This is a genomic window from Allobosea sp. CS1GBMeth4 (assembly GCF_900185715.1).
In the GTDB taxonomy this organism is placed as follows: Bacteria; Pseudomonadota; Alphaproteobacteria; order Rhizobiales; family Beijerinckiaceae; genus Allobosea.
This window is the reverse complement of sequence record NZ_FYAS01000007.1, coordinates 105,517-126,735: the sequence shown is the minus strand read 5'-3', so window position 1 is coordinate 126,735 and position 21,219 is coordinate 105,517. Positions and strand designations below refer to the sequence as shown.

Genomic DNA, 21,219 nt, shown 5'->3' with positions numbered 1-21,219 from the left:
TCGCAATGACGGGTAACGTCGTGTTGATGGGTTCCGGGCTCAGGCCTTCGGCCTGCCCCGGAAAGACGGCGCCTCAGCCCTCGGTCGGCACCATCGCTGCGACGATCCGGTCGCTCAAGCGCTCGCTTGCGGCCAATCCCCCGGCGACGCCGATCCGGTCGGCCAGCGGGCGGTTCTGGCTCATCTTGCGCTTACCTTCGAACCGGGAGATCGGGATGCGCAGGCCGATGATGCCGCGCAGCTGCGCCTGCACGAAGGCGGGAGGCGCGTCGCCGACCGCCCAGGGCTCCGCCCGCGCGCCCTCGTGCAGATCGGTGAGGCGGGTTACCGCGTCGAGCAGGCGCTCCGGATCCTCGAAGAACTCGGCCGGGCCGTAGGCGTGCACCGCCTGATAGTTCCAGGTCGGCACGACCTTGCCGGTCTCGCGCTTGGTCTCGTACCAGGACGGCGTGACATAGGCGTCGGGGCCGTTGAACAGCACCATGGCCTCGCCGATCGCCTCCCTCTGCCATTGCGGGTTGGCGCGGGCGAGATGGCCGTAGAGCACGCCGCATTCGCCCTCCTCCGCCGCGAGGATCAGCGGCAGCGGCGTGGCGAGCAGGCCGTCGGCCGTGGCGGTGACGAGGGTGGCGAGCCGGCAGGCGCGCATCATCGCGTGGATCTCGGCGCGGTCGTCGATGCGGAAGGCCGGAGGCGTGTACATCGTCTGGGTCTCCTTGCGGTCGCCGCCGTCATGCCCTTAATCTGGCCTGCATGAAACGGCCAGTTTCGACCATTTCAACTGGTCCAGTCCAGCATGATCCTGGCGACCAACGACGGGTCGTCGCCGCGATCAGGGGCGAGATCGCGACCGGGCTCCACGCACCTGGCAGCCTCCTGCCGTCGACCCGCGCGCTCGCGGCGGAGTGGGGCCTGTCGCGCAGCACCGTCACCGCCGCCTTCGAGCAATTGGCGGCCGAAGGCTATATCGAGACCCGGCCCGGCGCACGGGCCCGGGTCGCCGGCGGGCTGGCGCGGCCGGAGCCGACACCGGACAACATGCCCTCGCCGCAGCCGGCGGGGCTCTCCGCCTATGGCCGCCGGCTGGCGGCCGCGTCGCCGGTGCCGTGGGCCCCGCAGCCCTGCACGCTCGATTTCCGCTATGGCGAGCTCGCGGGCGGCGACTTCCCGACGCTCGCCTGGCGGCGGGCCTTGACCCATGCGGCGACGCGCCGGCCGGCGCGCCTGCGCTATGGCGATCCGCGCGGCCTGCCGGCGCTGCGCACGGCGCTGCAAGGCTATCTCTGGCGCGCCCGCGGCCTGCGCTGCGAGGCTGAGGACATCCTCGTCGTCAACGGCTCGCAGCAGGGCTTCGACCTCTGCACCCGGCTGCTGATCGACCCGGGCGACCGCGTCGTGATCGAGGACCCGGGCTATGTCCTCGCCCGCCAGGCCTTCCTCACGGCGGGCGCCGAGCTCGCGCCGCAGCCGGTCGACCGCGAGGGCATGCGGACCAGCGCGCTGCCGCCGGCACGGCTCGCCTTCGTCACGCCCTCGCATCAGCTTCCGCTCGGCAGCATCCTGTCGGCGCCGCGCCGGCTCGAATTGCTCGCCTGGGCCGCCCGCCACGGCGCCTTCGTCATCGAGGATGACTACGACGCCGAATACCGCCATGGCGTCGGCCCGGTGCCGCCGCTGCGCTCGCTCGACCAGGCCGGCAGCGTGATCTATCTCGGCACCGTCTCGAAGACGCTCTCGCCGACCCTGCGGCTCGGCTATCTCGTCCTGCCGCCGGCGCTGCGCGAGGTCTTCGCCAGGGCCAAGCGCATGATCGACCGGCACACGCCGGAGCTGGAACAGGCCGCCCTGGCCGAGCTGATCGAAAGCGGGACCTATGAGCGGCATGTGCGCCGCGCCCGGCGCCGCAATGGCGAGCGGCGCGCCGCGCTGCTGAAGGCCTTGCGCGAGCGGCTGGGCGAGCGCCTCACCATCGCCGGGACCGATGCCGGACTGCATGTCCTCGCCTGGATCAACGGGCTGCCGCAATCGCGCGAGGCCGAGCTGACGGAGCGCGCGGCGGCGGTCTCGCTCGGCCTCTACGGCGTCAGCGGACTCTATGACCGGCCGGACGATTCGGAACGCCGCGCCGGCCTCGTCCTCGGCTATGCGGCGCTCGACGAGGCGGAGATCGAAGCGGGCATCGCGCGGCTGGATGGGCTGCTGCGGCAACTCGGTGCGTAAGACTGCGCTTCCATCCGCTCCGCCGTCATTCCGGGGCGCCGCGATGCGGCGAACCCGGAACCCATGAACGCTTCGCCCTTCAGAAGGGCGAAGCGGCTGCGCTTCTACTGAATTGCCGTGGTCGTGGATTATTCCGGGCCCTCCGCTGCGCGCAGTCCCGGAAAGACGGCGAGAGCTTCGACCGCGGCCGCCTCAATCGCGATAGACCGGCTCCTCGGCGTCGAGCTGGCGGCGGATCGAAGCCAGGTGCAGGCGCGCCGATTCCGGGTCGCCCTCGCGCATCTGGCGATAGGCCGCCTCGGCGATCTCCGGCTTCACCGGCAGCACCTCGCGGCCGGTCGAGAGCGCGAGCGTCTGCACCTCGCAGGCACGCTCGAGGTAGTAGAGATCGTCCCAGGCCTCGGCGATGGTCGGGCCGAGCACCATGACGCCGTGATGCTTCATGAAGACGATGTCGGCCTCGCCGATCGCGCCGGCGATGCGGTCGCCCTCGCGCTCGTCGAGGGCAAGGCCGTTATAATCGCGGTCGACGGCGGTGCGGCCGTAGAATTTCAGCGCCGTCTGCCCGGCGAAGATCAGGGGCTCGCCCTCGGTCATCGAGAGCGCTGTGCCGTAGGGCATGTGGGTGTGGAAGGCGACGCGGGCGCGCGGCAGGTTCTTGTGGACACGGGCGTGGATGTAGAAGGCGGTCGCCTCGGGCTGCCCCTCGCCGGCGACGACATTGCCGTGGAAATCGCAGATCAGCAGCTTCGAGGCGGTGAGCTCGCGGAAAGCCCAGCCATAGGGATTGACGATGAAGAGATCGTCGTAACCCGGCACCAGCGCCGAGAAATGGTTGCAGATGCCCTCCTCGAAGCCATAGCGCGCCGCCATGCGGAAGCAGGCGGCGAGGTCGCGCCGCGCCTCCCAGACTGCGTCGGAATCGAGATCGGGCTGGTTCAGGCCGGACGAGACGGCCGCCGGCGTCGCGCCGGATCTGAGAGCATGTGCCATGGACGCAGTCTAGAGCCGCTCCGAGGCGAGGCAAGCCGGGCCGCCCTGCGCCACGCGAAGAGGCCGGCAGTGAGGCCCGCATACCGGCCGAGGCCCCGGCGCACCGGCGGAGCGGGGCCGGCCGCTGCCTTGACCTCGTTTTCGCTCTTCCCGTTAAATCGGCGCGGGGGGCCTCCAGAGGCCGATCATGCTGCGTACCGTCCTCCTCCTCGTCAGCGCCCTCGCCTTCGCGGCGCCCGCACGGGCCTACGATAATCCGCTCAGCCGCGGGCTCGCGGATTTCCTCAACATCTTCAGCGAACAGCCGATTGCGCGGCAGATCGTGCCCTGGACAGGCACACATGCTCCCGGAACGATCGTGATCTCGACCAGCCAGCGACGGCTCTATTACGTCCTCGGCGGCGGCCGGGCCCTGCGCTACGGCGTCGGTGTCGGACGGCGCGGCTTCAGCTGGTCGGGCACCAAGACGGTGACGAGGAAGCGGGAATGGCCGGACTGGCGCCCGCCCGCCGCGATGCTGAGGCGCCGGCCCGATCTGCCACGTTACATGCCCGGCGGGATGGACAACCCGCTCGGCGCACGGGCGATCTATCTCGGCTCCAGCCTCTACCGCATCCACGGCTCCAACGAGCCCGACACGATCGGAGCTGCGGTATCGTCCGGCTGCATCCGCATGACCAATCGCGACGTCATTGACCTCTACGACCGCGTCCGGCTCGGCGCCAAGGTCGTCGTGCTGCGCTGACCCGGCGGCGCGGACAGAGGCTTGAACCGGCGGCGATCCTCCCCAAATCGCTGGCCGAAGGGTGCCTCGCCTCATCGCGCTACGGAGCCTCGCCATGGACCCCGACAAGCTCAAGCAATTTCGCCGGCAGACGATCGAGAAGGCGTCGCGCGCCGGGCTGCCCGCCTACTTCATCGACGAGTGCTCGGGCGACGGCGTGATCCGCGTCAAGCCGGACGGCGCGATGGAGCGGATCGTCATCCAGCAGGGCCGGCCGGAGATCAGGCCGTTCGCGTGCCGCGCCTGCTGACGGGTCGGCGTCGCCGGCGGCCAGCCGCATTGTCGTGACCGGCGATCGCCCCGGCGGGAACCAGGCAGTCTCCCCGCGCTTGTTTTGGGGCAGGAGCGAGCCAGGGCATCACGATGGCCGAACGGCGAAGGGCGGGCGGGCCGCAGGCGATGATCCGCATCGGATTGTCGGGCTGGACCTATGCGCCCTGGCGCCGCCACTTCTATCCCGAAGGCCTGCCCCAGAAGAACGAGCTGGCCTTCGCCACCCGGCAGTTCCCCGCTTTGGAGGTCAACGGCACCTTCTATGGCCTGCAGAAGCCGGAAGCCTTCGCGCGCTGGGCGCAGGTCGCGCCCGAGGGGTTCGTCTTCGCGGTGAAGGGCTCGCGCTACATCACGCATATGCGCCGGCTCCGGGACATCGAGACGCCGCTCGCCAATTTCCTCGCGTCGGGCGTTCTGCGGCTCGGCCACACGCTGGGGCCGCTGCTCTGGCAATTTCCGCCGAGCTTCCGCTTCGATCCGGGCCTGATGACGGATTTCCTCGCGCTCCTCCCGAAGGATACGCAGGCCGCCGCCGCCCTGGCGCGGCGGCACGACGAGCGGCTGGAGGGGCGGGCCTGGACTCGGACCGATGCGAACCGGCCTCTGCGCCATGCGATCGAGATCCGCCATGACAGCTTCCGCGACCCGGCCTTCATCGCCCTGCTGCGCCGGCACGAGGTCGCCCTCGTCTGCGCCGACACGGTCGACTGGCCGAGGCTGATGGATCTGACGGCCGACTTCGTCTACTGCCGCCTGCACGGCTCGGCCGAACTCTACCGCTCGCGCTACGAGGAGGCCGAGCTTCGGCGCTGGGCGGCGCGGATCCAGGCCTGGACGCGCGGAGAGCCGATGCGCGACGGCGAATTCGCCGATGAGGCCGGCGCCGCCGCGGCGCGGCCGCGCGACGTGTTCCTGTTCTTCGACAACACCGACAAACGCCACGCGCCCGAGGATGCCGCGCGGCTGATGCGCATGCTGAAGCAGGTCTGGAGTCCCGAAGCCGAACCCCGGGCCGCGTGACCGGTCGACGCATGCCGCGGCCGGCGGGAACAACCGCCCCGGCGAGGGGGTTCGTCAGAACATGCCCCGGCGAAGGAGAGATCCATGGCACGCACGATCGTCCGCTCCTATGCCAGCTACGACCGCGCGGCGGCCGTCGTCGGCAAGCTCGAGGATGCGGGGTTGCCGACGGAGGACATCAGTCTCGTCGCCCGGCCGCTCGAGGCGGTCGAGGAGAATGCCGAGGAGGGCGCGCGAGCCGGAACCGTCATCGGCAGCGGCGCCGGCCTGCTCGGCGCCCTGATGAGCCTGCCCATTCCCGGCGTCGGAGCCGCGGTCGCAGCGGGCTGGCTGATCGGCGGGACCGCGGTCGGCGCGGTGGCGGGAGCCGCCGCCGGCAGCCTGATCGGAGCCCTGACCGGTGCCGGCGTGGACGAGGGCGACGCCGACGTCCTCGCCGAGACGATCAGGCGCGGCGGCGCCGTCGTGGCGGTTCGCGCGGCCGACCACCAGGCTGCGCAGGCGAGCGCGATCATGGCGGGCGGAGGCCCGGTCGACGTCGCAGCCCTGCGCAGCCGCTACCAGGCCGAGGGCTGGACCGGCTTCGACGAGAGGGCCGAGGCCCGCCGCGACGACCTCTCCGGCGTCGTCTCCTGAGGTTCGAACCATTCGAGGAGTATCGTCATGACCAGCAAGACCCTGCCGGTTCCGCCGGCCAACCGCAGCGACAAGGGGCCGGGCGAGGACAAGACCCGCCCTGTCGAGCAATCGAGCGAGAAACCGGCCGAGCGCTCCGGCGCGACGGGGCGGCACGCCAACATCCGCCAGAACACCACCAATCAGGGCTATCAGCAGGATCGATGAGGAGCCGTCATGCCGACTTCGACCAAGACCCCGGCCAGCATCCGCCAAGGCGGGCCCGGCGCGGCCCATGAAAATGCCAAGGCGCCGCTGGAGATCGACAAGCCGCCTGCGGAATCGGACCGGCGGCGACAGAGCACCGTCTCGGGCGGCGGCGGCGAGCGCGACAGCCATCACTCGCGCTCGCCGCGCATGAAGGGCGGCAAATCCACGTCGTGAGCCGCCTGCGCGACGGGCTCGCCCCCTGCCCGGCCGGCTATCGCTTCAGCGGCCGGCGGGTTGTCTCGACGCAATGAAGGATGAGCCATGCCGGGAGAGGTTCGGGCCGCTGATCCAGCCATGCGGGAGGTTGCGAGCCTCGCAGCCCTGAATGCCGCCATCGCGGCCTCGCCCCCGCTGGTGTCCGGAGCCGGGCGCGCCGTGCTCGGAGAGGGGCCGGAAGACGCGGCCATCGCCTTCGTCGGCGAGCAGCCCGGCGACCAGGAGGACCAGCAGGGCCGGCCCTTCGTCGGACCGGCCGGCCGGTTGCTCGACCGCGCCCTGGCCGAAGCCGGCATCGACCGGGCCGAGACCTATCTCACCAATGCCGTGAAGCACTTCAAATTCGTCGAACGCGGCAAGCGGCGCATCCACCAGCGGCCCACGGCCGGCGAGGTCCGGCATTATCGCTGGTGGCTGGACAAGGAGCTCGCCTTCGTCGACCCGCATATCGTGGTCGCGCTCGGGGCCACCGCCACGCTGGCGCTGGCGGGCAAGGCCCTGCCGATTTCGCGACATCGCGGGGAAACGCACTTCGGCGAGCGCCGCGGCTTCATCACCGTGCATCCCTCCTCCGTGCTGCGCCAGCCGGAAGCCGAGGCCAGAGCAAGGGCCTTCCAGGCCTTCGTCGCGGATCTGAGCCGGATTCGACGCTTGTCGCTGGAGCCGGCGGCGGGAACTTCCCGCGGGAGAGCCGGTTGATGCGCAAATGCCAAGCTTCCAGCGAGGCCGTCGATGTACCGCAGCATCTGGTCCCGATACGGGTTCGCCTGGGTGACCGCAGCCTTCTTCCTGATCAGCCTGACCGGCCATTGGCTGTTCGGCTGGTTCGCCTATGTCCAGGAGCAGCAGAGCCATCAGCAGCCTGTCGTGTTCTCGGAGTATCTGATCGTGATGATGCGCGACACGCTCGAGAACTGGCAGTCGGAATTCCTGCAGCTGCTATGGCAGGTCGGCGGCCTCGCCCTCCTGCTTTATGTCGGCTCGCCGCAATCCAAGGAGGGAGACGACAGGATCGAGGCCAAGCTCGATGCGATCCTGCGCGCCGTCGACCGTGAGGACGCGGACAAGCTGATCTCCGAGATCGATCGCGACTATGCCGGCCGCCACACCGACCACCGCTATGTGCGGGAGCATCAGAACAATTAGCGGACCATGGCCGCGGCGGCATTCGCCTGACCCGAACCGGAAGGCAGAGACCGGTGTCCAGCCTCGACGTCTATCGCGCCAAGCGCGACTTCACCCGAACCCGCGAACCCCAGGGCGGCAAGGCCCGGCGGAAGGCGGGCGAGCGCGGCGGCGTCTTCGTGGTGCACAAGCATGCGGCCCGGCGCCTGCACTACGATCTTCGCCTCGAGCATAACGGCGTCCTGTGGTCATGGGCCGTGACCCGCGGCCCGAGCCTCGACCCCGAGGAGAAGCGCCTCGCCGTCCATGTCGAGGACCACCCGCTCGACTACGGCTCCTTCGAAGGCACGATTCCGGCCGGCCAGTACGGCGCCGGTTCGGTGATCGTCTGGGACGAGGGCAGATGGCTGCCGGAAGGCGATCCCGCGGCGGGGATAAAGAAGGGGCACCTGGTCTTCGCTCTGGAAGGGCACAAGCTGGCGGGGCGCTGGCACCTCGTCAGGCTGAGGCCGCGGCGCGGCGAGAAGCGCGACAACTGGCTGCTGATCAAGTCGGACGATGCAGCAGCCCGCAGCGACGAGGACATCCTCGAGACCGCGCCGAACTCGGTGAAGTCCGGGCTGAGCATCGAGGAGGTCGGCCGAGGCGAGGCGCGCGGCTCCGCCAAGGCGCGGCGCAAGCCGGCAGCCGGGGCGATGCCGGCAGGGGCGTCGAAGCCCGCCGGCGCCGCGGAAGCCATGCCCGCCTTCGTCGAACCCTGCCTCGCGACCCTGCAGGCCCGCCCGCCGGAGGGCGAAGCCTGGCTGCACGAGGTGAAGTTCGACGGCTACCGCCTCCAGGCGCGCGTGCTCGACGGGACCGTGAATCTGCTGACGCGCTCCGGACTCGACTGGACCGACCGGTTCGGCCGGAATCTGATCGACGCCCTGGCGGCGCTGCCCTGCGAGGCGGCCCTGATCGACGGCGAGGTCGTCGCCCTGTCGGAGACGGGCTCGTCCTTCTCGGCCCTGCAGGCCGCCCTGTCCGACGGCAAGGTCGACGAGCTCGTCTTCTACGCCTTCGATCTCATTCATCTCGACGGGGAGGATTTGCGCGACGATCCCCTCATCGCCCGAAAGGAGCGGCTGGAGGCGCTGTTGCAGCGGGTGCCGGAGGACGGACCACTCCGCTTCAGCGAGCATTTCGTCGAGCCGGGCGAGGCGATGCTGCGCCATGCCTGCCGCATCGGCCTGGAAGGCGTCGTCTCCAAGCGCCGGGACGCCCCCTATCGCAGCGGGCGCGGCCGCGACTGGATCAAATCGAAATGCACCCAGCGGCAGGAGTTCGTCATCGCCGGCTACGTGCCCTCGACCGCGTCCGGACGCAGCCTGCGTTCGCTGGTCATGGGCTATTACGAGGACGGCAGGCTGAAGCCCGCGGGCGGCGTCGGGACCGGCTTCACCCAGAAATCCGCCAAGATCCTGAAGGCGCAGCTCGACCGGCTCGCGACGGAGACATCGCCCTTCTCGGGCGCGGCCGCACGCCAGCGCGGCGTCGTCTGGGTGAAGCCGGAGCTGGTCGCCGAGATCGAGTTCCGGGCCTGGACAGCGTCGCGAACGTTGCGGCACGCTTCGTTCCTGGGCTTGCGCGAGGACAAGCCGGCGAAGCAGGTTCGCGGCGAGTGGCCGGTGGACGGCAAGGAGAGCGGGTCAGCCGGCAAACGCAGCGCCGACAGAAAGGGTGCCAGTCCGCCGATGGCGAAGACGACCGTGAAACTCAGCAATCCGGGCAAGGCGCTCTGGCCGGAGACCGGGCTGACCAAGCAGGGCCTGCTCGACTACTACGCCCATGTCTGGCCGGTGATGAAGCGCTTCGTGCTCGAACGGCCGCTCAGCCTGGTGCGGGCGCCCGACGGCATCCAGGACCAGACGTTCTTCCAGAAGCACGCCTCGCCCGGCATGCATCAGGCGATCGCGAGCCAACGCGACAGCGACGGCGAGGAGTTGCTGTTCATCCGCGACTTCGACGGGCTCGCCGCGCTGGTCCAGCTCGGCACCGTCGAGATCCATGCCTGGGGAGCGCCCCTGGCCGCGATCGAGACCCCGGACCAGATCATCTTCGACATGGACCCGGACAAGGGCATCGCCCTCCAGGAGCTGCGCAGCGCGACGCTCGCCGTGCGCGAGCGCCTCGACCAGCTCGGCTTCACCAGCTTCCTCAAGACTTCCGGCGGCAAGGGCTTCCACGTCGTGGTTCCGCTACAGCCCAAGGCCGATTGGGCGCAGGTCAAGGCGTTCTCGCGGGATTTCGCCAAAGCCATGGAGCAGGCGGAACCGAAGCGCTTTACCGCGACCCTGTCGAAGAAGGCCCGCAAGGGGCGGATCTTCATCGACTATCTGCGCAATGGCCGCGGCGCCACGGCCATCGTTCCCTATTCGACCCGGGCGCGTCCGGGAGCGGCGGTCGCGATGCCGATCCCGTGGGATGCGATCACCGAGGTGGAGCCCGACGGCTTCAGGGCCATGGACCTCGTCGGCGGCGCGGTCGACGAGGTCTGGACCGATTTCAGCCGGCAGGCGCGCCCCTTGCGCATGGGATGACGGAGCTCCGTCAGCGGCCGGGACGCGGCACCTGCCCCTTGTGACCGGTCTGCCCGGGACGGTTGTGCTTGCTCGGTCCCGGCTCTCCTGGTTCATGCCGGCCCGGCTCACCGGAAATTCACTGGCGCGAGCCGAACGCTGCGGCTGGCGATGGGGTCCCGATTCGGCTGCGCCGTCGTGAAGGGCCGCTTCGGTCTCGCGGCGGTCCGGAAGGTCGGACTTGCGTTCGAGCGTCCGGATCTGCTGCTCATGCGTCTTCCTGCCGGTCATGGTGTCCTCCGGTTGGTTCAGGCGGCCGCGGCCCGCCCGGGCACGACGACTCCGGACAGCGCGATGCCGACGACCTCGGGACTGTCCTTCAGCGCTCCGTCGGCGAGCGAAACCACGCCGACGAGGCGCTTGTCGCGATCGACCACCGGCAGGCGCCGAAGCTGGACGTTGCCCATGTTCTGCACGACATGAGCCATGTCCTCGTCATCGAAGCAGTACTTGACGTCCGGCGTCATGATCTCGCGCACGGGCGTGTCCGGGCCGCGGCCCTGCGCCACCGCCCTGACGGCGATGTCACGGTCGGTGATCGCGCCGACCAGCCGGTCGTGGTCGCCGACGGGCATGAAGCCGATGTCTTCGGCCGCCATGCGGCGTGCGATCTCCCTCACGGTCTCGTCGGGCCGGGCGATGCTGGCGCCTCGGGTCATCGCATCGGATACCTTCATTGTCTGGTCCTCCTGTGTTCGGGAACATCGCCGGCGCTGTGCGCCGGCCAGGGAGCCCTGATCTCGTCCGGGAGCGCGTGGCGCATCTGCGCGGCCTTGCGCGGACCGGAGTCGCAGTACCGCGAAGGCGGCCCGGCCGATTCCAGCCGGGCTGCGGCCCGGAGCCGGATCCGATCGGATTGAATCCATACGATCGGAACGGGCTCTAAGCGCTTTCCTCGGACCAGCGCTGCTTGGCGTCGTCCGCCGTGACGAGAAGCTTGACGGCCCCGTCGTCGACGTCGGCGATCAGGCCGATGTCGAGGAAATGGTGGGTACCGCCGGCGGCCGGGTCGGTCCGGTCGAGCTTGAGCAATTGCCCGACGAGGGCATCGACGGTGCCGACATGGCGGCCGTCGGAGCCGATCACCTCCAGGCCTTCGCGGATATCCTGCACATGCATCATCGCGGCCTCCGGGTTCTGGGGTCCTCCCTTGGCAACGAATGGCCGGGAACGCTGTTCCCCGGCCGGCTTCGCCCGGCGGCATCGGTACGCGGCCGCTCCCTGGCGAGCACAGAGCCACCGACCCGGTGCCTCCTCGGGGACACCGGGCCGGTGGTGGAAACAGTCTGGCAACGGACGAATCCTCAACCAGCCGCCCGATGAAAGGTTCCGGCGGCCGGCCGATCAGGCGGAACAGCCGCGCCGATCAGCGAACTCGCTGCGGCCGACCGGCAGCGGCGCCGAGAGCGCGCCATCCGGCACGGCGCCGCTCAGGACAGGACTGGATGATCTGGCCGGCGAGCCGCCAGCTCGCACACGAAGCGTTGCCGCGCTTCAAGGCTGTCCAGGCCGACATGCAAGGCGAGCCAGGCCCGATAGTCGGCGGGCCGGACCGTGACGATCTCGAGCGCCCGCCCCGCCCGCAGCAGCCGCTCGATCGCCTGCATCGCCTGGCCGCGCCAGCGATCGTAGTCGCGGTCCCCGACATCGTTCGCCGGCGCTCCGCGGATTTCGGCAAAGTCGGCGGGTTCGTACCAGGGCACGATGGTGAGGCGCCCGTCCTGCGCCTGCCTTTCCGTGGCATGTCGACCGTCAAGCTGCATCGGCGCGCCTTCCCCAAGCGGCTGCGGCGTCGCAACGCCCCATCGCGACAAGCCTGTCGCGGTCGAGGATCTGCAACCGCCCGCGGCGGGAACGGATCATGCGCTCGCCTTCGAGCAGGTGCAGCGCCACCGTCACGCCCGAGCGGCGCACCCCCAGCAGATCCGCTAGCTCCCGATGGGTGATCGCGAGATCGTCGCGCTGCACGGCGTCGCGATAGTGGGCGATCCAGCGCGCCACCCTCTGTTCGATCATGAGCGCCGCGCTCGCCGCCGCTTCCGCCAGGAAGCCGGCCGTGGAACGGAAGGCATAGCTCAGCAACCGCTCGTTCAGCGAGCGATCTGCCCTGACCGCACGGGAAATCGCCTCGGCCGGAACGCGGATCGCCACTCCCCCGCTCAGGACGCGGGCGGCGATCGGGGGGAAGCTGGGCAGGAGCAGCCGATGGATACCGACCACGTCGCTGTTACGCGCAAAACCGATCTGGAACCGGGCCTGGTCGCGCGTCATGCTGAGCGCGACCACGGCATCGACGGGAAAAAAGATGTCGTCGGGGTTCAGCGTCGCGCCGGGCGCGAGATTCACCCGGGTGCCGCCGGTATGGAGACGGCCTTCCGGCGAAGGATGCTGCTCCAATGGGTGATGGTGATGCAAATTGTGACGAGCGGTCTCTCCCCCCAACGTGACGGCATCCATGCAAGCCTCCAGGTTGGAGAGTCATCAAAGCGCGCCGCTGCCGCGCCGTCACTAACCTAGGTTAACGCCGGGCGGCTTTGCTCGGCACGCGAGGCCGTCGAGATGGTCAGCCGCCGCTCAGCCCGCCCCACAGAGCGCCTCGAGCCTGTCGAGCAGAGGGCGCTGCCCGGGAAGGAGCTTCGCGCGCGCCTCGGACAGCGAAAACCAGGCAGCCCGGTCGATCTCCGGAAACGTCTCGCGACGCCCGCTGCGCGGGGGCCATTCGAGCTCGAACCGGCTGGCGCAGCGATGCGTCGCGACATCGAAATCGCCCTCGAGGGCGAAGGCCTCGACCGTCTTGCCGCCGCGCTGGCGAACGCTCCCGAGCGGAAGGAGCGGCCCCGACGGGACGCTGCCGAGCTCCTCTTCGAATTCACGCCTGGCGGCGGCCTCGCTCGCCTCTCCCGGGCCGCGCTCGCCCTTCGGAAGCGACCACGCGCCGAGATCGCGGCGGCGCCAGAACGGGCCGCCGGGGTGCACGAGAAGCACATGGAGCTCCCGCCCCCTCAGCTGGTACATCAGAATGCCGGCGCTGATCGAAGCCATGGCCGCCTCCGCCGCCTGGTCGGCGAGCGCGTGTCGCCGCGAACGGAACGTCATGGTACCAGGACGGCCGCTCCCTGAAAGCGGCCGGCACGCAGATCCGCCAAGGCCCGATCGGCCTCCTCGAGCCGATAGACATGCGTCGTCGTCCTCACGCCGGCGCGTGGCGCAATCGCAAGAAACTCGACGGCATCGGCGCGGGTGAGGTTCGCCACCGACACGACGCGGCGCTCGCCCCAGAGCAGCCCGTACCGGAACCGCGGGATATCGCTCATATGGATGCCGCCGCAGACCACGCATCCGCCCTTGCGGACGGCAGCGAGCGCCTTGGGAACCAGAGCCCCGACCGGCGCGAAGATGATGGCGGCGTCGAGCGCAACCGGAGGCGCGACGTCGGACCCGCCCGCCCAGCACGCGCCGAGAGACAGGGCATGGGCCTGCGCCGCCACGTCGCCGGGCGTGGTGAAGGCGTAGACCTCGCGTCCCTGCCAGCGGCAGATCTGCGCCAGGATATGCGCGGCGGCGCCGAAGCCGTAGAGGCCGATGCGCCGCCCCTCGCCCGCCATCCGCAGGGCCCGCCAGCCGATCAGGCCGGCGCACATCAGAGGCGCCGCCTCGACCGGATTCTCGACCTGCGGGAGAGGATAGGCATAGGCGGCATCGACGAGCACATGCGTCGCGAAGCCGCCGTCGCGGGTGTAGCCGGTGAACTCGGGTGCGTCGCAGAGGTTCTCGGCGCCACCGGCACAGTAGGGACATCTGCCACAAGCCCGTCCGAGCCAGGCGGCGCCGACGCGGGTCCCGAGCGCGGGCGTCGTCACCCCTGCCCCGAGCCGGTCGACGATGCCGACGATCTCGTGCCCCGGCACGAGCGGGCGCCCGGGATCGCCCAGATCGCCGTCGACGACGTGGAGGTCGGTCCGGCAGACGGCGCAGGCTTCGACGCGCAGCCGCACCTCGCCCGGCGCAGGCAGCGGATCAGGCCGCTCCTCCGCGACGAGCGGCCGGCCGACAGCGTGCAGGACCATCGCTCTCATGCCTCGCTCCCTCGCCGGCGCGGGGCACCCGCAGCCGGGCGCCACCCCGGCCCATCAGGCCTCAGTGCGAGAGCAGAAGCGGCAGGCTGCATTCCTTCAGCAGCGACTGCGTCACCCCGCCGAGCAGAAATTCGCGCAGACGAGAATGCCGATAGGCGCCGGCGACGATCAGCCCCGCCCCGATGCCTGCCGCATGCGACCTGATCACCTCGGCGACATTGCGGGCGCCGACGCCCTCGAGATTGACCGTGACCTTGATGCCGTGCCGCGCCAGATGCGGTGCGAGATCGGCGCCCGGCACCGTGCTGGCGAGATCCTTTTCGCCGGAGACCGAGAGGATCTCGACCGTCTCCGCGGCTCTCAGGATGGGAAGAGCATCCGCGACGGCCCGGGCGGCGCAGGCACCGCCGTCCCAGGCGATCAGCACGTGACGGGCGTCGAAGCTGGCGCGGTTCGGCGGCACGAGGATCACCGGCCGGCCGCTGTCGAACAGGACGGCCTCGATCAGGCCGCGATCGATCTCGGCGGCGGAAGGCTCGGAATCCAGCACCGTGATGTCGGCGACGCGGGCGCGGCTGACCAGCCGGTCGCGCATTTCGCCGAAATGGGCCTGCTCCGACTCGACCGTGGCGACCACGCCGGCGAAGTCGGCCTCCGATCGGGCCGCGCTCGCGACGGCCTCCGCCAGCTCGGCGATCCGCCGGTTCTCCGACGAGATCAGCGCCTGGCCGAAATCGTCGATCAGCGAATACGGGATCGCATAACGCGCCGCGGCGGCCTCCAGGGTCAGATGCGCATTCGCCGCCTTGGCGAGGGAGAGCGCATAGCCGAGCGCCGCGTTGGGCTCATGCCGTCCCTCCTCGGTGATCGCGACGAAAACGCTCTTGATGCCGGTCAGCATGTCTTCCTCCTGTCAATGCGTCGACATGGTGCGCCAAAGCCGGCGCCGGTCATTGCGCGAGATCAAGCGGAGGCCGCGTCAGCCATGCACATAGCGGCCTGGCGCCGCGCCGAGCCCACGATCCGCGACGTCCCGCGCCGGGACGGTTCCGCTCGACTGGCCGGCGAGCCAGCCGAACCAGGCCGGCCACCACGAACCTTTGCGGAGCGTGGCCCCAGCCAGCCATTGCTCCGCCGTGACGTGCCGGTCATGCGCCAGCATGGTGCCGATGTTGAAATGGCGATCGGCCTGGGACGGCGGCGCGACGATACCACGATTATGACCCGCGTCCGCCAGCACGAACGTCACGTCGGCATCGGCCAGCCGGTGGAGTTTGTAGACCGAGCGCCAGGGCGCGACATGGTCGTGCTCGGTCCCCACCGCGAAGATGGGGATATGGATGTCGCGCAGCGACACGGGCTCGCCCTCGACCCGAAAGCGCCCCTCGGCCAGGTCGTTGTTCAGATAGAAGGCGCGCAGATATTCTGAATGCATGCGCGCCGGCATGCGGGTCGCATCGGCGGACCAGGCCGCGATGTCGGTCATCTCCTCGCGCTTCCCGAGCAGATAGGTACGGACCATCCGCGACCAGATCAGATCGTTCGAGCGCAGCAGGTGGAAGGTCCCGGCCATGCGCGCCGCCTCGAGCACGCCGTCCTCCGCCATGATGTCGTCGAGGATGGCGAGCTGGCTCTCGTCGATGAAGAGGCGGAGCTCGCCGGCCTCGCGGAAATCGACCTGGGCGGCGAGGAAGGTCAGGCTCGCCAGGCGGCCGTCGAGATCGCGCGCCATCGCCGCGGCCGTGAGCGCGAGCAAGGTGCCGCCGATGCAATAGCCGACGGCGTGCAGCCGGCTGGCGCCGGTCGCCGCCAGCGCCGCCGCGATCGCCGGCAGGACGCCGGCACGGCGATAATCGTCGAGCGCGAGATCGCGATCCTCGATGCCGGGATTCTTCCACGAGACGACGAAGACCGTGAAGCCCTGGTCGACCAGATGCCGGATCAGCGAGTTCTCCGGACGCAGGTCGAGGATATAGTACTTCATGATCCAGGCAGGGACGATCAGCACGGGCTCGGCCTGCACCGTTTCGGTGGAAGGCGAATACTGGATGATCTCCGCCAGCGGGGTGCGGTGAACCACCTTTCCCGGAGTCAGCGCGACATCCTTGCCGGGCCGGAAGCGCCGCACCTCCGGCGGCCCCTCGTGTCGTGCCAGATGCGCGGCGTCCTCGAGCGCGAAGGCGGCGCCGCGGAGCAGATTGAAGCCATGTTCCCGGACGGTCGCCTCCACAACTTCGGGATTGCTCCAGGGCCAGTTCGACGGCGCCAGCAGATCGAGCGTCTGCCTGCCGACGAAATTGAGCTGGGCGAGATGGTGCGCCGTGGCGCCGTGGACGTCGCGGGTCGCCTCGTCCCAGAGACGCTCCGCCGCCAGCAGGCTTTCGGCGTAGAGCGCGTAGGGCCATTTCTGCCAGGAGGGATGGCGAAAACGCTTGTCCTGCGGCAGGGAGCGTTCGCAGGGCGCGCAGACGCTGGCGTTGGTGCTCGCAGCCAGCTCGCCCAGGCGCACCACCTCCTTCAGTCCCTGGCGCGCGAGCTCGGTGATCCGCCCCGGCGAGACGGCCATGTGGAGGGCCCAGTCGTACCAGGCCTCGGCGAGGCCCATCGGCGAGAAGCCGGCGAAGGAACGGCCGATCGCCGCATGCAGCAACTGGTCCGCGCGCGGCTCGCCGCCGTCCGCCTCCAGCGGAGGGCGCCGCAGCTCCGCCGGTAGCGCGGCCGGCGCGGCCTGCCCGGCCGGCGCGAAGATGGTCCGTTCCGAAGTTGCGGTGGTCATGGCGGTTCCGTGCGGCCCGAACGATCGGCAAAGCATGCGCCGCGGTCCCGGTGGTCGCGTTGACGTGCATCAAGGCGAGACGGTGTGCAGGGCGGCCATTGTGCTTCGTGCAGCCTGGATAGATCATCGGACATTCGCCATCGCAGGGAGGCGGAGATGAGAAAGACCAAGTCGACGCGGCAGGCGGCGGCGGGCGCGGCCGCCGGTCTGGACACGATCGCCCGCACCACCCAGTCGCAGCTCAGGGCCGCGGCCGCGATCCCACAAGTGATCGCCGAGGCTTACTGGGCGATGGCCTCGGAACTGCTGAGCTTCGCCAGCCGGCGCCTGGAGGCCCAGGCGGAACTCTGCCGCAGCCTCGGCCGTTGCCAGGAGCTCGGCGAGGCCGTGGATCTGCAGCGCCAATTCGGCGAGCGGGTCACCCGGGACTACGCGGATGAAGCGGGCCAGCTCTCAGAGGCCATCCGCAGGAACATCGCCTCGCTGTCGGCGGCCGGTGCCGACCTGGCTGCCGCGGCGACCGACAAGGACAAGCTGGCGGCGTGACCGGCGCACCGCCGCCCCGGGCCCCGTCCGCTCGATCGAGGAACGGGACTGCTCCGGAGGCGGCCGCCCGATTCCGCGGCTTGAGCAAGCGCGGAATCGTCGCGGCACCGCTCGCCGGCCTGCCGCTCGGGCTGGGCCTGCACCTGGCCGGCGCGAACGAGGCGGCGAACCTGGCCTGGATGGCGGCGACGCTGCCTGTCCTCGCCAAGCTGGCCATCGACATCGTCGTCAGCCTGCGCCGCGGCGAGTTCGGGCTCGATCTCGCCGCGGCGCTGTCGATGAGCGCAGCCCTCGTCGTCGGCGAGAGCCTGGCAGCCGCGATCGTCGCGCTGATGTATGCCGGCGGGCAGCATCTCGAGGCTTTCGCCGAGGGACGGGCGCAGCGGGACATGACCGCGCTGCTCGCGCGCCGCCCGCTTCGCGCCATGCGCTTCGACCCCGACGGGTTGCGCGAGATTCCGGCGGAAAGCGTCGTTCCGTCCGACCGGCTCCTGATCAGGCAAGGCGACATCACCCCCGTCGACGGGGTCGTGGTGAAGGGCATCGCACAACTCGACATGTCGGCGCTGACCGGCGAATCGCTGCCGGTCCGTCGCGAGGTCGGCGCGGAGGTCGCGAGCGGAGCGGTCAATCTCGGCGAGGCCTTCGAGCTCGTCGCCTCGCATGCCGCGGAAGACAGCGTCTATGCCGGCATCGTGCGCCTGGTCGAGGCCGCGCAGCGCTCCAAGGCGCCGATGTCGCGGCTCGCCGACCGCTATGCGCTGGGATTCCTCGCGGTCACCCTCGCCCTCGCGGGCCTGGCCTGGCTCCTCAGCGGCGAGGCCGTCCGGGCCGTCGCCGTGCTGGTCATCGCCACGCCGTGCCCGCTACTGCTCGCGGTGCCGGTCGCGCTCGTCGCCGGCATGTCGCGCGCCGCCCGGCACGGCGTCCTGATCAAGGGCGCGCAGGTCATCGAGGGCCTCGCCGCAATTCGCGGCATCGTGCTCGACAAGACCGGAACCCTGACCGAGGGCCGCCTGCGCCTCGCCGGCATCGTCCTGGCCGACCCGCCCGTTTGCGATGAAGGCGCGCTGTTGCAGCTCGCCGCCTCTCTCGACCAGGCGTCGCCCCATGTCGCCGCCCGCGCCCTGGTCGACGGCGCGAACGACCGCGGCCTCGCCCTCGCCGTTCCCGACGCAGTGAGGGAAACGGCCGGGGAAGGAATCTCTGGCCGGGTCGGAGCGCACCATGTCGTGCTCGGCGGCTGGAATTTCGTCGCGAGCCGGATCGCGCTTCCGGAGCTGGCTGGCCAGACGCCCGTCCCCGACGGGGCGCCGGTCGTCGTCGTCGCGATCGACGGCAGGTTCGCCGGCCGCATCGTGCTGTCCGACCGCTTGCGCGACGGCGCGGTCGACGTGCTCGGCGAGCTCCGCGCCCTCGGCGTCGAACGCGTCGTGCTGGCGACCGGCGACCAGAGGAAGATTGCGGCGGCGATGGCTGCGGGGCTGCCGTTCGATGCCGTCCTGGCCGACCAGTCCGCGGCCGACAAGGTCGCGATCGTCGAGGCGGAACGGCGGCACGGACCGGTCCTGATGGTCGGAGACGGCGTCAACGACGCCCCCGCGCTGGCGGCCGCCGACATCGGGGCCGCGCTCGGCACGCATGGTTCGGCCGCCTCGGCCGAGACCGCCGACATGGTGCTGCTGATCGATCGGCTGGACCGGCTTCCGCTTGCCGTAAAGGTGGCGCAGCGCGCCCGCGAGGTCGCGCTGCAGAGCGTGGTCGCCGGAATCGGCCTGTCGCTGCTCGGCATGGTGATGGCGGCGTTGGGATGGCTGAGCCCGGTGCAGGGAGCGCTGCTCCAGGAAGCGATCGACGTCGCGGTCGTGCTCAACGCCCTGCGGGCCCTGAGCGACTAGAGACGGATTCACCGATCAGTATGCGGTGCAAGCTGATCGGAACGGGCTCTGGCGCCGGAACCGCGCCGCCGCCGCCGGGTTCGCCCGGTGCGGGAACGGGTGCGCTTGAGAGACATCAAGGTTGCCGGCGCAGGCGCCGTCTATCCTGCAGCGGCAGCCGGAGCAGGCCGATGAACGACGACGGGCAGAACGAGATCACGGCGCTGCTGTGCTCGCGGCAGGGCTTCGGCACCGGCCAGCCGCCGGACGAGACGATCTCCACCCATATCTCGACCGTGCTGCTGCTCGGCGAGCATGCCCTGAAACTGAAGCGGCCGGTGCGGCTGCCCTATCTCGACCTGTCGAGCCCGCAGCGCCGTTTGGAGCTGTGCGAGCGCGAACTGGAGCTGAATCGCCGGACCGCGCCGCACCTCTATCGCCGCGTGCACCGGATCACGCGCGAGCCGGACGGCCGCCTCGCGCTGAACGGGTCGGGGCCGCTCGTCGACGCCGTCCTTGAGATGCGGCGTTTCGACGGCGCCCTGCTGTTCGACAGGCTGGCAGCGGCCGGACAGCTGACGGCGGCGCAGATCGAGGCGCTCGCCAACGCCATCGCCGCCTTCCATCGCTCGGCTCCGGTCGCCACCGACCCGGACGGCGCCGCGCGCCTGCGCCATGTGCTGGACGTCAATGCGCGCGCCTTCGCCGCGGCGCACCTGCTTCCCCCGGGCGCCGTGGCCGAAGCCGATGCAGCCTGCCGGGCGGCCTTGCTGCGCCATGCCGACCTGCTCGACCGGCGGGCCCGCGACGGGCGCGTGCGGCGCGTGCACGGCGATCTGCACCTGCGCAACATCTGCCTGATCGGCGGCGAGCCGACACTGTTCGACTGCCTCGAATTCGACGAGGAGCTGGCGACGACCGACCTCCTCTACGATCTCGCCTTCGTGCTGATGGATCTGTGGCATCGCGGCGCGCACGATCTGGCGAACGTGCTGTTCAACCGCTATCTCGACGCGACCGGCGACGAGGCGGGCATTGTCCTGCTTCCGCTCTTCATGGCGGTTCGCGCCGCCGTCCGGGCCCATGTGACGGCCAGTGCGGCCGCCGCCGATGAGGCGGGTCCGCAAACGTGCGCCGAGGCTCGCGCCTATCTCGATCTCTGCCGCGACCTTCTGCGCGAGACCCCGGCGTCCCTCACCGCCATCGGCGGCTATTCCGGCTCGGGCAAATCGACGGTCGCGGCCGAGATCGCGCCGTCGCTCGGCGTCGCGCCCGGCGCGCGCGTAGTCTCGAGCGATCGCTTCCGAAAACGGCAGTTCGGGGCCACCCCGCAGACCCGTCTGCCGGCCGATGCCTATGCATCCGAGGTCTCCGCCCGTGTCTACGCCGAACTCGGCAGAACGGCGGAGCTCGTCCTCGCCGGCGGCCATGCGGTCGTCGCCGACGCGGTATTCGACCGGCCGGCCGATCGCGATCACTTCGCCGGTATCGCGGCCGCGGCCGGCGTCGCGTTCCGCGGCATCTGGCTCGATGCACCGGAGACGGTGCTGGTCGAGCGCGTCAAGGCCCGGCGCGGAGACCCGTCGGACGCGACCGCCGCGGTGGTCGCACAGCAGCTGGCGCGAGGCGGCGCGGCGACCGACTGGACCGTGATCCGCGCCGACGCCGACGCAGGGAGCGTCGCGGCCGCCGTGAAAGCCGCCCTCGCGGAGGTCGCCCGCCGGCGCGGTTGAGCCGACACGGCGCCGTCAACCCAGCCTGGTTGGCCGCGCGAGGCGCACCGAAGCTTGTGGCAGATCAATGTCGTTCC

General features: G+C 70.5%; 22 protein-coding genes and 1 pseudogene. 13 read left to right on the top strand and 10 right to left on the bottom strand.

The window, feature by feature from the left end:
* Positions 1 to 73: 73 nt before the first annotated feature.
* Positions 74 to 703, bottom strand: a complete 630-nt coding sequence (locus CS1GBM4_RS03970; protein WP_186417389.1) for an FMN-binding negative transcriptional regulator — start codon at positions 701 to 703, stop codon at positions 74 to 76.
* A gap of 50 nt (positions 704 to 753) precedes the next feature.
* Here CS1GBM4_RS03970 and CS1GBM4_RS03965 point away from each other — a divergent pair, with 50 nt between their 5' ends.
* On the top strand, positions 754 to 2,220 hold the full coding sequence (locus tag CS1GBM4_RS03965) for a PLP-dependent aminotransferase family protein (RefSeq protein WP_186417388.1): 1,467 nt from the start codon (positions 754 to 756) through the stop codon (positions 2,218 to 2,220).
* 192 nt (positions 2,221 to 2,412) lie between these two features.
* Here CS1GBM4_RS03965 and CS1GBM4_RS03960 read toward each other — a convergent pair whose 3' ends face one another.
* Positions 2,413 to 3,213: an aldolase gene (locus tag CS1GBM4_RS03960; RefSeq protein WP_186417387.1), complete on the bottom strand. Its 801-nt coding sequence runs from the start codon at positions 3,211 to 3,213 to the stop codon at positions 2,413 to 2,415.
* 187 nt (positions 3,214 to 3,400) lie between these two features.
* Between CS1GBM4_RS03960 and CS1GBM4_RS03955 the strand changes: the two genes are divergently transcribed.
* From CS1GBM4_RS03955 to ligD, 9 genes and pseudogenes are all read left to right on the top strand, one after another.
* Positions 3,401 to 3,958 (top strand): L,D-transpeptidase, encoded by a 558-nt coding sequence (locus tag CS1GBM4_RS03955; protein ID WP_186417386.1) that lies wholly within the window; start codon positions 3,401 to 3,403, stop codon positions 3,956 to 3,958.
* Positions 3,959 to 4,052: 94 nt separating this feature from the next.
* The gene (locus CS1GBM4_RS03950) at positions 4,053 to 4,247 is read left to right on the top strand and encodes a hypothetical protein (RefSeq protein ID WP_186417385.1); all 195 of its coding nucleotides are present in this window, start codon (positions 4,053 to 4,055) and stop codon (positions 4,245 to 4,247) included.
* Positions 4,248 to 4,360: 113 nt separating this feature from the next.
* A complete protein-coding gene (locus CS1GBM4_RS03945; protein ID WP_244607038.1) occupies positions 4,361 to 5,290 on the top strand; it encodes a DUF72 domain-containing protein in 930 nt (309 codons plus the stop codon).
* An 84-nt stretch (positions 5,291 to 5,374) separates the two neighbouring features.
* On the top strand, positions 5,375 to 5,926 hold the full coding sequence (locus CS1GBM4_RS03940; protein ID WP_186417384.1) for a hypothetical protein: 552 nt from the start codon (positions 5,375 to 5,377) through the stop codon (positions 5,924 to 5,926).
* Between the two features lie 27 nt (positions 5,927 to 5,953).
* Positions 5,954 to 6,133: a hypothetical protein gene (locus CS1GBM4_RS03935; RefSeq protein WP_186417383.1), complete on the top strand. Its 180-nt coding sequence runs from the start codon at positions 5,954 to 5,956 to the stop codon at positions 6,131 to 6,133.
* 9 nt (positions 6,134 to 6,142) lie between these two features.
* The gene (locus CS1GBM4_RS03930) at positions 6,143 to 6,349 is read left to right on the top strand and encodes a hypothetical protein (protein WP_186417382.1); all 207 of its coding nucleotides are present in this window, start codon (positions 6,143 to 6,145) and stop codon (positions 6,347 to 6,349) included.
* A 135-nt stretch (positions 6,350 to 6,484) separates the two neighbouring features.
* Positions 6,485 to 7,090 (top strand): annotated as a pseudogene (locus CS1GBM4_RS03925) (UdgX family uracil-DNA binding protein); the annotation flags it as partial.
* Positions 7,091 to 7,123: 33 nt separating this feature from the next.
* The gene (locus CS1GBM4_RS03920; RefSeq protein ID WP_186417380.1) at positions 7,124 to 7,537 is read left to right on the top strand and encodes a DUF6766 family protein; all 414 of its coding nucleotides are present in this window, start codon (positions 7,124 to 7,126) and stop codon (positions 7,535 to 7,537) included.
* Between the two features lie 53 nt (positions 7,538 to 7,590).
* Positions 7,591 to 10,095, top strand: coding sequence for a DNA ligase D (gene ligD / locus CS1GBM4_RS03915; RefSeq protein ID WP_186417379.1), 2,505 nt, complete (start codon positions 7,591 to 7,593; stop codon positions 10,093 to 10,095).
* Between the two features lie 287 nt (positions 10,096 to 10,382).
* On the opposite strand, the gene CS1GBM4_RS03910 is transcribed toward ligD, so the two are convergent.
* The 8 genes from CS1GBM4_RS03910 to CS1GBM4_RS03875 all read right to left on the bottom strand — a co-directional run bounded on the left by CS1GBM4_RS03910 (position 10,383) and on the right by CS1GBM4_RS03875 (position 16,986).
* Entirely contained in the window at positions 10,383 to 10,811 is a 429-nt protein-coding gene (locus tag CS1GBM4_RS03910) for a CBS domain-containing protein (protein ID WP_186417378.1), read from the bottom strand.
* 205 nt (positions 10,812 to 11,016) lie between these two features.
* Complete coding sequence (locus CS1GBM4_RS03905; RefSeq protein WP_186417377.1) at positions 11,017 to 11,256, bottom strand: DUF2171 domain-containing protein; 240 nt, start codon at positions 11,254 to 11,256, stop codon at positions 11,017 to 11,019.
* Between the two features lie 308 nt (positions 11,257 to 11,564).
* Positions 11,565 to 11,897, bottom strand: coding sequence for a hypothetical protein (locus tag CS1GBM4_RS03900; protein ID WP_186417376.1), 333 nt, complete (start codon positions 11,895 to 11,897; stop codon positions 11,565 to 11,567).
* A complete protein-coding gene (locus CS1GBM4_RS03895; RefSeq protein ID WP_186417375.1) occupies positions 11,887 to 12,591 on the bottom strand; it encodes a Crp/Fnr family transcriptional regulator in 705 nt (234 codons plus the stop codon). The genes CS1GBM4_RS03900 and CS1GBM4_RS03895 overlap by 11 nt, the downstream gene beginning before the upstream one ends.
* A 117-nt stretch (positions 12,592 to 12,708) precedes the next feature.
* Positions 12,709 to 13,176, bottom strand: a complete 468-nt coding sequence (locus tag CS1GBM4_RS03890) for an NUDIX domain-containing protein (protein ID WP_186417374.1) — start codon at positions 13,174 to 13,176, stop codon at positions 12,709 to 12,711.
* 50 nt (positions 13,177 to 13,226) lie between these two features.
* Positions 13,227 to 14,210, bottom strand: a complete 984-nt coding sequence (locus CS1GBM4_RS03885) for a zinc-dependent alcohol dehydrogenase family protein (protein WP_186417373.1) — start codon at positions 14,208 to 14,210, stop codon at positions 13,227 to 13,229.
* A gap of 61 nt (positions 14,211 to 14,271) precedes the next feature.
* Positions 14,272 to 15,111 carry a universal stress protein gene (locus CS1GBM4_RS03880; protein ID WP_186417372.1) on the bottom strand — a complete coding sequence of 280 codons (840 nt, stop codon included), beginning with the start codon at positions 15,109 to 15,111 and terminating at the stop codon, positions 14,272 to 14,274.
* A gap of 78 nt (positions 15,112 to 15,189) precedes the next feature.
* Positions 15,190 to 16,986, bottom strand: a complete 1,797-nt coding sequence (locus tag CS1GBM4_RS03875; protein ID WP_186417371.1) for an alpha/beta fold hydrolase — start codon at positions 16,984 to 16,986, stop codon at positions 15,190 to 15,192.
* Positions 16,987 to 17,142: 156 nt separating this feature from the next.
* Between CS1GBM4_RS03875 and CS1GBM4_RS03870 the strand changes: the two genes are divergently transcribed.
* From CS1GBM4_RS03870 to CS1GBM4_RS03860, 3 genes are all read left to right on the top strand, one after another.
* Positions 17,143 to 17,532, top strand: coding sequence for a phasin family protein (locus tag CS1GBM4_RS03870; protein ID WP_186417370.1), 390 nt, complete (start codon positions 17,143 to 17,145; stop codon positions 17,530 to 17,532).
* Between the two features lie 80 nt (positions 17,533 to 17,612).
* Positions 17,613 to 19,430 carry a heavy metal translocating P-type ATPase gene (locus CS1GBM4_RS03865; RefSeq protein ID WP_348522309.1) on the top strand — a complete coding sequence of 606 codons (1,818 nt, stop codon included), beginning with the start codon at positions 17,613 to 17,615 and terminating at the stop codon, positions 19,428 to 19,430.
* Positions 19,343 to 21,142, top strand: coding sequence for a bifunctional aminoglycoside phosphotransferase/ATP-binding protein (locus tag CS1GBM4_RS03860; protein WP_186417369.1), 1,800 nt, complete (start codon positions 19,343 to 19,345; stop codon positions 21,140 to 21,142). Before CS1GBM4_RS03865 ends, CS1GBM4_RS03860 begins: the two co-directional genes overlap by 88 nt.
* The last annotated feature ends 77 nt before the right edge of the window (positions 21,143 to 21,219 follow it).

Bases quoted from the DNA above. Each gene is read 5' to 3' on its own strand.
- CS1GBM4_RS03970 (WP_186417389.1), bottom strand. From the start codon at position 703: ATGTACACGCCTCCGGCCTTCCGCATCGACGACCGCGCCGAGATCCAC.
- CS1GBM4_RS03965 (WP_186417388.1), top strand. From the start codon at position 754: ATGAAACGGCCAGTTTCGACCATTTCAACTGGTCCAGTCCAGCATGAT.
- CS1GBM4_RS03960 (WP_186417387.1), bottom strand. From the start codon at position 3,213: ATGGCACATGCTCTCAGATCCGGCGCGACGCCGGCGGCCGTCTCGTCC.
- CS1GBM4_RS03955 (WP_186417386.1), top strand. From the start codon at position 3,401: ATGCTGCGTACCGTCCTCCTCCTCGTCAGCGCCCTCGCCTTCGCGGCG.
- CS1GBM4_RS03950 (WP_186417385.1), top strand. From the start codon at position 4,053: ATGGACCCCGACAAGCTCAAGCAATTTCGCCGGCAGACGATCGAGAAG.
- CS1GBM4_RS03945 (WP_244607038.1), top strand. From the start codon at position 4,361: ATGGCCGAACGGCGAAGGGCGGGCGGGCCGCAGGCGATGATCCGCATC.
- CS1GBM4_RS03940 (WP_186417384.1), top strand. From the start codon at position 5,375: ATGGCACGCACGATCGTCCGCTCCTATGCCAGCTACGACCGCGCGGCG.
- CS1GBM4_RS03935 (WP_186417383.1), top strand. From the start codon at position 5,954: ATGACCAGCAAGACCCTGCCGGTTCCGCCGGCCAACCGCAGCGACAAG.
- CS1GBM4_RS03930 (WP_186417382.1), top strand. From the start codon at position 6,143: ATGCCGACTTCGACCAAGACCCCGGCCAGCATCCGCCAAGGCGGGCCC.
- CS1GBM4_RS03920 (WP_186417380.1), top strand. From the start codon at position 7,124: ATGTACCGCAGCATCTGGTCCCGATACGGGTTCGCCTGGGTGACCGCA.
- CS1GBM4_RS03910 (WP_186417378.1), bottom strand. From the start codon at position 10,811: ATGAAGGTATCCGATGCGATGACCCGAGGCGCCAGCATCGCCCGGCCC.
- CS1GBM4_RS03905 (WP_186417377.1), bottom strand. From the start codon at position 11,256: ATGATGCATGTGCAGGATATCCGCGAAGGCCTGGAGGTGATCGGCTCC.
- CS1GBM4_RS03900 (WP_186417376.1), bottom strand. From the start codon at position 11,897: ATGCAGCTTGACGGTCGACATGCCACGGAAAGGCAGGCGCAGGACGGG.
- CS1GBM4_RS03895 (WP_186417375.1), bottom strand. From the start codon at position 12,591: ATGGATGCCGTCACGTTGGGGGGAGAGACCGCTCGTCACAATTTGCAT.
- CS1GBM4_RS03890 (WP_186417374.1), bottom strand. From the start codon at position 13,176: ATGGCTTCGATCAGCGCCGGCATTCTGATGTACCAGCTGAGGGGGCGG.
- CS1GBM4_RS03885 (WP_186417373.1), bottom strand. From the start codon at position 14,210: ATGAGAGCGATGGTCCTGCACGCTGTCGGCCGGCCGCTCGTCGCGGAG.
- CS1GBM4_RS03880 (WP_186417372.1), bottom strand. From the start codon at position 15,111: ATGCTGACCGGCATCAAGAGCGTTTTCGTCGCGATCACCGAGGAGGGA.
- CS1GBM4_RS03875 (WP_186417371.1), bottom strand. From the start codon at position 16,986: ATGACCACCGCAACTTCGGAACGGACCATCTTCGCGCCGGCCGGGCAG.
- CS1GBM4_RS03870 (WP_186417370.1), top strand. From the start codon at position 17,143: ATGAGAAAGACCAAGTCGACGCGGCAGGCGGCGGCGGGCGCGGCCGCC.
- CS1GBM4_RS03860 (WP_186417369.1), top strand. From the start codon at position 19,343: ATGGCTGAGCCCGGTGCAGGGAGCGCTGCTCCAGGAAGCGATCGACGT.